7 protein-coding genes are annotated in these 6,499 nt (G+C 58.4%); 4 read left to right on the top strand and 3 right to left on the bottom strand.

Annotated elements, in window-relative coordinates; genetic code table 11:
• Positions 1-61: 61 nt before the first annotated feature.
• The gene (purC, locus tag AAAB35_RS22615; RefSeq protein ID WP_027231626.1) at positions 62-826 is read right to left on the bottom strand and encodes a phosphoribosylaminoimidazolesuccinocarboxamide synthase; all 765 of its coding nucleotides are present in this window, start codon (positions 824-826) and stop codon (positions 62-64) included.
• A gap of 314 nt (positions 827-1,140) precedes the next feature.
• Here purC and AAAB35_RS22610 point away from each other — a divergent pair, with 314 nt between their 5' ends.
• Both AAAB35_RS22610 and AAAB35_RS22605 read left to right on the top strand, forming a co-directional pair.
• Positions 1,141-1,458 (top strand): DUF1476 domain-containing protein, encoded by a 318-nt coding sequence (locus AAAB35_RS22610; RefSeq protein WP_340670518.1) that lies wholly within the window; start codon positions 1,141-1,143, stop codon positions 1,456-1,458.
• Between the two features lie 121 nt (positions 1,459-1,579).
• Positions 1,580-2,344, top strand: coding sequence for an aldolase/citrate lyase family protein (locus AAAB35_RS22605; protein WP_340670517.1), 765 nt, complete (start codon positions 1,580-1,582; stop codon positions 2,342-2,344).
• Here the strand turns inward: AAAB35_RS22605 and AAAB35_RS22600 are convergent, their stop codons facing one another.
• Positions 2,345-2,893: an alpha/beta hydrolase gene (locus tag AAAB35_RS22600; protein WP_340670516.1), complete on the bottom strand. Its 549-nt coding sequence runs from the start codon at positions 2,891-2,893 to the stop codon at positions 2,345-2,347. It lies immediately after the preceding gene.
• A 148-nt stretch (positions 2,894-3,041) separates the two neighbouring features.
• Between AAAB35_RS22600 and AAAB35_RS22595 the strand changes: the two genes are divergently transcribed.
• Together AAAB35_RS22595 and AAAB35_RS22590 are read left to right on the top strand one after the other, a co-directional pair.
• A complete protein-coding gene (locus AAAB35_RS22595; RefSeq protein ID WP_340670515.1) occupies positions 3,042-4,025 on the top strand; it encodes an NAD(P)-dependent oxidoreductase in 984 nt (327 codons plus the stop codon).
• A gap of 224 nt (positions 4,026-4,249) precedes the next feature.
• Positions 4,250-5,062: a VOC family protein gene (locus AAAB35_RS22590; RefSeq protein WP_340670523.1), complete on the top strand. Its 813-nt coding sequence runs from the start codon at positions 4,250-4,252 to the stop codon at positions 5,060-5,062.
• Between the two features lie 59 nt (positions 5,063-5,121).
• Here AAAB35_RS22590 and purB read toward each other — a convergent pair whose 3' ends face one another.
• Complete coding sequence (gene purB / locus AAAB35_RS22585; RefSeq protein ID WP_340670514.1) at positions 5,122-6,426, bottom strand: adenylosuccinate lyase; 1,305 nt, start codon at positions 6,424-6,426, stop codon at positions 5,122-5,124.
• Between the last annotated feature and the right edge of the window lie 73 nt (positions 6,427-6,499).

The following is a 6,499-nucleotide window of genomic DNA, read 5'->3' as shown; positions in this document are numbered from 1 at the left end:
CAAGGTTACAGTGACACGTGCCTTCATCGACTTGTCTTCTCCGAGCTGATTCGACTGCAATTCATTTGACCAGAACCGGCCCGGCCGGGCGGGTCGGTTCGTTTTCATTCATGATGCCGAGGCGGCGGGCGACTTCCTGGTAGGCTTCGATAAGCCCGCCCATATCACGGCGGAAACGATCCTTGTCGAGCTTCTCCGCGGTCTGGCTGTCCCAGAGCCGCGCCGAATCCGGAGAGAACTCATCGGCAAGAACGATGCGCATGAGATCGCCTTCGTAGAGGCGGCCGCATTCAATCTTGAAGTCGACGAGCTGGATGCCGACCCCGAGAAAGAGGCCGCTCAGGAAATCGTTGACGCGGATGGCAAGCGCCATGATGTCGTCGATTTCCTGGGGCGCAGCCCAGCCGAAGGCGGTAATGTGTTCTTCCGAGACCATCGGATCGTCAAGTTCATCGTTCTTGTAATAGAACTCGATGATCGACCGGGGTAGGACAGTGCCTTCCTCGATCCCGAGGCGCTTTGCCAGCGAGCCGGCAGCAATATTGCGTACCACGACCTGCAGCGGAATGATCTCGACTTCCTTGATCAGTTGCTCGCGCATGTTGAGCCGGCGGATGAAATGCGTCGGAATGCCCATGCGGTTGAGCTGGCTGAAGATATATTCGGAAATGCGGTTGTTGAGGACGCCCTTGCCGTCGATCACTTCCGATTTCTTGGGATGCAGCACGGTGGTATCGTCTTTGAAGTGCTGGACGAGTGTGCCTGGCTCTGGTCCTTCATAAAGGATTTTGGCTTTGCCTTCGTAGACACGGCGGCGACGGTTCATTGCGAATCTCGGTATTGGAGTTATCGGTCGGCCCCGGTTCTTAGCAGCGCCATCATGTTGGCGCGCTAACTATCGTAAAAGCAAGCATTCTACAATGATCCTTTGTGCTGGTGCGCTGATTTGTGGAATATAGGTATTCCATGCAGGATGTACGACAAATTGATCGGCCCGGTTCATTTCGGACTTTTGATTTTGCGTGGAACGGCTATATGAACCCAGAAGCGAAAGCATTGGGGAACTGCCTGAAAAACGCCCAAGGCCCGGATGTAATCTAAGCACCGAACCAACCGATCATTTTGCGGGAGCAGATAAGTATGACAATGGAAGATCGCAAAAACGCCTTTGAAAACAAGTATGCGCATGACGCAGAAGTGCGTTTCAGGGCTGAAGCCCGCCGCAATAAGCTTCTTGGCCACTGGGCGGCAGAAAAGCTCGGCAAGACCGGGGAAGAGGCCGATGCCTACGTGAAGGAAGTCATCAAGGCGGATTTCCAGGAAGCCGGCGATGATGACGTTTTCCGCAAGATTCGCGCCGATTTCGACGCGGCGGGGCTCGATACGTCCGACCACCGCATTCGACGCACCATGGAAGAGCTGATGGTCGAGGCGATCCGCCAGATCGAAGCTTCCTGATACGAACGGGACGATCACAAAAAGCCCGGCCCTGCGCCGGGCTTTTTTGTGATGCTCCTGCTTGACCCGCCATGGCGGCGTTTCCCATACTCCGGCCTGAAATCGGAGAAGGATCAGAATCATGTCATTTGCGTCGCGTCTCAGGGCAGGGGAAACAATCTATTCTGGCTGGTCGAGCGTGACCGATCCACTGGTCATGGAAGCGCTGTGCCGAACGCCGCTCGACGCGGTGCTTCTCGACATGCAGCACGGCGCACATGACACGGCGAGCGTCGTCGCGCTCACTGGCATCCTGCGCGCAAGCCAGAAACACGCCTTGGTGCGTATCCCGGTCGGACGCTTCGATATGGCAAGCCGCGCCCTCGATATCGGCGTGGACGCCGTGGTCGCACCGATGATCAACAGTGTCGAGGATGCAAGACTTTTTGCCGCCGCTATGAAATACCCGCCGATGGGCGAGCGCTCGTGGGGGCAACTGCGCGGGCGTCCTGCAAACTATGGGACTGGCGGCTCGGGCGAATATCTGCGGGAGGTGAACGCGTCGACCTTGGCCTTCGCCATGATCGAGACCATTGCGGCCTATGACATACTGGACGAAATTCTCGGTGTCGAAGGCATCGATGGCGTTTTCGTCGGCCCCTCGGATTTTTCGATTGCCTGGAGCAAGGGCGCCGAGGTCAATGCAGGTTCTGATGCGATCGTCGAGCCGTTGACGCGCATTGCCGCCAAGACAAAAGAAGCAGGCAAATTCGCCGCAATCTATGCTGCCAATGCTGAGATGGCCAATCGGTTCAGCGGGCTGGGTTACACCTACCTCGCATTGGCGGTCGATACGGCATATCTCACGCTCGGCGTCCAAAGCATCCTTGATGGATTGAAAGCTTGACTAAAGTCTCGACAGGAACTGCGCAAATACCATGGACCCCTCCGGCCACGGGCCATGGCCGGATTCGGCATTAAGATGGCCCGAGTCGCCAGCATCGATGAACAGTGAACCCCAGGCCGCTGCAAGATCCTCAGCCACCTCGTAGCTGCAATAATGATCATTGCGGCTGGCAACGACAACGGAAGGAAACTTGAAAGGCTCGCGCGGGTAGGGACCGAACGTCATCAGGTGCTTCGGCCTGACCTTCGGGTTGGAAACGTCTGGCGGAGTGACCAGAAAGGCGCCCTTCACTTTGTCGCCGATCGCGGGAAGGGCATGGACGAAGGTGGGAACGCCGAGCGAATGGGCGACGATGACCACAGGCTTCGTCGCCGCATTGATGGCCTTTACCACCTCGGCCACCCAATCCTCGCGCACCGGTTTCGTCCACTCCGCCTGTTCGACGCGGCGCGCCGTGGAAAGCTTGGCCTCCCAGCGGGTCTGCCAGTGATCGGGGCCGGAATTGGTGTAACCGGGAACAATGAGGATATCGACGTCTTTGACTTTCATGCGCCGTCTTTAGAAGAATCGGTTTGGGATCGCAACATTGGCGGGATTCTACCATGCGCGGGCAAAATGTCAGGAGCGATCGATGTCTGGCTTCAACTTGGGGCTGTGCCGGTGCTAGCATTTGCGCGATTCCATCAGGGAGGCGTGCGTGACAGTTCTCGTTACCGGAAGCTCGGGCCATCTCGGCGAGGCCCTGATGCGCGTATTGCGCGACAAAGGGCGCAACGCCCGAGGTTTCGACATCAATCCGGGTCCATTTACGACCCACGTCGGTTCGATAACGGATCGTGAGATTGTGCGGCGCGCAATGAATGGCGTTAAGACTATTTTTCATGCCGCGACGCTGCACAAGCCGCATGTAGGAACCCATACGCGCCAGGGATTTGTCGATACGAACATCACGGGCACCCTCAACCTCTTGGAAGAAGCGGTCACGACCGGCGCCAGCGCTTTCATTTATACGAGCACGACCAGTGTGTTCGGCGATGCCCTGATACCACCGCCAGGCACACCTGCGGCCTGGATCACCGAGGACGTCAGGCCGATACCGAAAAACATCTACGGGGTGACCAAGGCCGCAGCCGAAGATCTTTGCCAGTTGTTCCAGCGCAACCAGGGATTGCCAACCATTGTTCTGCGGACATCGCGTTTCTTTCCGGAAGAGGACGACAACAAGGCCGTTCGCGCGGGATTTGCCGACGCCAACCAGAAGCTCAACGAGTTCCTCTATCGCCGCGTGGAGATCCAGGACATCGTGGATGCCCATTTGCTCGCGGCCGAAAGAGCTCCCGAGCTCGGCTTCGGCCGATATATCATCAGCGCGACGAGCCCATTCACGCGCGATGACCTTGCGGATTTGCGCGTCGACGCTTCGCGAGCAGTTCGCCGGCATGTGCCGGACTACGAAGCGGTGTATGCACGGCTCGGGTGGAAAATGCTGGACGGGGTCGATCGGGTCTACGTCAATGAGAAAGCCCGCCGTGACCTCGGCTGGAAGCCGCGCTACGATTTTGGCTACCTGATCGGACGGCTGGCGCAGGGCGAGGATATGCGTAGCCCGCTGGCCCGACTTATCGGTTCGAAGGGATATCATGCCGAACGCTTTGACGACGGGCCTTACCCAGTAGAGTAACCCCTTGGGTGTTGGTTTATCGGTAAACAATCCCCGCCAATCGGTTTACGATTTGTGAACAAGCTGTTCGCTGGTTCCCGCTTGTATCTGATGTAGATAAAGCCGACGTTATGGGCAACGAATTCTATCTGTACGAGGGCAGCATGGCGATCACACGCCGGGAGATGGTCGGTGGGTCAATCGCTTTCGTTGCAACAGCGGCAAATGCCCGCGCGGAGACAAAAATGGAAAAGATATCCTTTGCAGCGACGGCACCGACACATGTGTCGAAGGTTGGCATCAAGGCCAAGGACGCCGACACACTGGCAAAATACTATGAGGATGTGGTCGGGTTGCGGGAGATCGCGCGCAAGGGACAATCCGTCATTCTCGGCGCAGGAGAGACGCCTTTGCTCGAGATCGAGCAGGCAAATGCCATCCGCGCCGACGACCCGCACAGTGCCGGGCTCTACCACACGGCCTTTCTACTGCCGGTCCGTTCCGATCTCGGCCGCTGGGCGAAGCGGGCCATTGAGCGACGCACGCCAATCGTCGGCGCGTCGGACCACCTCGTCAGCGAGGCGATCTATCTGACCGATCCTGAAGGTAACGGCATCGAAATATATGCGGATCGTCCGCACGAAACCTGGAAGTGGAATGGCTCGTCAGTAGCGATGGGCACCGAGGCGCTGAATGTTGGAAGCCTGATTGCAGAACCCGGCAGCGAGTCCCCATGGCTGGCGGCTCCCGACGGGACCATGGTGGGTCATCTGCACCTGCGTGTCGGCAACGCCAAGGATGCGGAGGCCTGGTGGCACGATGAACTTGGACTAGAGACCGTGGCAGGCTTCGGCGGCAGCGCCGTATTCATGTCGACGGGCGGCTACCACCACCACGTCGCAGCCAATTCCTGGCAGAGCCGCGGCGCCGGCCAGCGCGACAATGACCGTTCCGGCCTCGCTTGGGCCGAGTTCAGCTCTGTGAACGCCAGTGACGAACGCGAAATCGTCGATCCCTGGGGCAATGTCATCCGTATCGTTCCTGCGAAACGCGGCTGACGGATCACTCGACGCTCGGCTTCGCAGTTCAGCGGCCGAGCGTTGACTTGCTTCTTGTGTCAGTTCCCGAACACGCGCCTGAAGATCGTGTCGACATGCTTGGTGTGATAGCCGAGGTCAAATTTCTCGCGGATCGTTTCCTCCGATAACGCAGCACGCACATCCGCATCGGCAAGCAGTTCCTCGAGGAAGTCCTTGCCCTGTTCCCACACCTTCATCGCGTTTCGTTGCACGAGCCTATAGGAATCCTCGCGCGAAACGCCAGCTTGGGTGAGGGCAAGAAGCACGCGCTGCGAGTGGATAAGGCCACGGAACTTGTTCATGTTTTTCAGCATGTTGTCCGGGTACACCAGAAGCTTTTCGACAACGCCGGTAAGGCGCGCCAGGGCGAAATCAAGGGTAATCGTCGCGTCCGGGCCAATCATGCGTTCGACCGAGGAGTGCGAAATATCGCGTTCGTGCCAAAGCGCGACATTCTCCATTGCCGGAAGCGCGAAAGCGCGGACCATGCGGGCGAGACCCGTCATATTCTCGGTAAGCACAGGATTGCGCTTGTGCGGCATCGCCGAAGAGCCTTTCTGGCCCGGCGAGAAATATTCCTCGGCTTCGAGAACTTCGGTGCGCTGGAGATGGCGGATTTCGACGGACAGGCGTTCGATGGACGAGGCGATGACACCCAGGGTTGCAAAGTACATCGCGTGGCGATCACGGGGGATGACCTGCGTCGAAACCGGTTCCGGCTGCATTCCCAATGCCTTGGCGACATGTTCTTCCACGCGCGGATCGATGTTGGCGAAGGTCCCGACTGCGCCGGAAATGGCGCAGGTCGCAATCTCCGCGCGTGCAGCGACGAGGCGGCTGCGGCAACGTTCGAACTCTGCATATGCCTGGGCAAGCTTGACACCGAAGGTCGTGGGCTCGGCGTGGATGCCGTGGCTGCGGCCGATGGTGACGGTGTCCTTGTGCTCGAAGGCGCGCGTCTTCAGTGCGGCCAGAAGCTTGTCGAGGTCGGCCAGGAGAATGTCGCTCGCGCGCATCAGCTGCACATTGAAGCAGGTATCGAGCACGTCGGACGAAGTCATGCCCTGATGTACGAAGCGCGCGTCGGGACCGACGATCTCGGCAAGGTGGGTAAGGAAAGCGATGACATCATGCTTGGTTTCGCGCTCGATCTCGTCGATGCGGTCGATGTCAAAAGTCGCCTTGCCACCTTTTTCCCAAATAGTTTTCGCCGCTTCCTTCGGGATGACGCCGAGTTCGGCGAGGGCGTCGCAGGCATGGGCTTCGATTTCGAACCAGATTCGGAATTTTGTTTCCGGGGACCAGATGGCGACCATTTCGGGCCGCGAGTAGCGCGGGATCATATGTCTTCCTGTCGGCGAAGAATTGAAAGTTGAGTGCGGTCTATCAGACCTCGGCCAATCTCTCAACGCAGGT

The organism is Phyllobacterium sp. (assembly GCF_037994425.1).
Lineage (GTDB): Bacteria > Pseudomonadota > Alphaproteobacteria > Rhizobiales > Rhizobiaceae > Phyllobacterium.
The sequence above is the reverse complement of the archived record's forward strand: the minus strand, read 5'-3'. Positions and strand labels throughout refer to the sequence as shown.

Bases quoted from the DNA above. Each gene is read 5' to 3' on its own strand.
- purC (WP_027231626.1), bottom strand. From the start codon at position 826: ATGAACCGTCGCCGCCGTGTCTACGAAGGCAAAGCCAAAATCCTTTAT.
- AAAB35_RS22610 (WP_340670518.1), top strand. From the start codon at position 1,141: ATGACAATGGAAGATCGCAAAAACGCCTTTGAAAACAAGTATGCGCAT.
- AAAB35_RS22605 (WP_340670517.1), top strand. From the start codon at position 1,580: ATGTCATTTGCGTCGCGTCTCAGGGCAGGGGAAACAATCTATTCTGGC.
- AAAB35_RS22600 (WP_340670516.1), bottom strand. From the start codon at position 2,893: ATGAAAGTCAAAGACGTCGATATCCTCATTGTTCCCGGTTACACCAAT.
- AAAB35_RS22590 (WP_340670523.1), top strand. From the start codon at position 4,250: ATGGAAAAGATATCCTTTGCAGCGACGGCACCGACACATGTGTCGAAG.
- purB (WP_340670514.1), bottom strand. From the start codon at position 6,426: ATGATCCCGCGCTACTCGCGGCCCGAAATGGTCGCCATCTGGTCCCCG.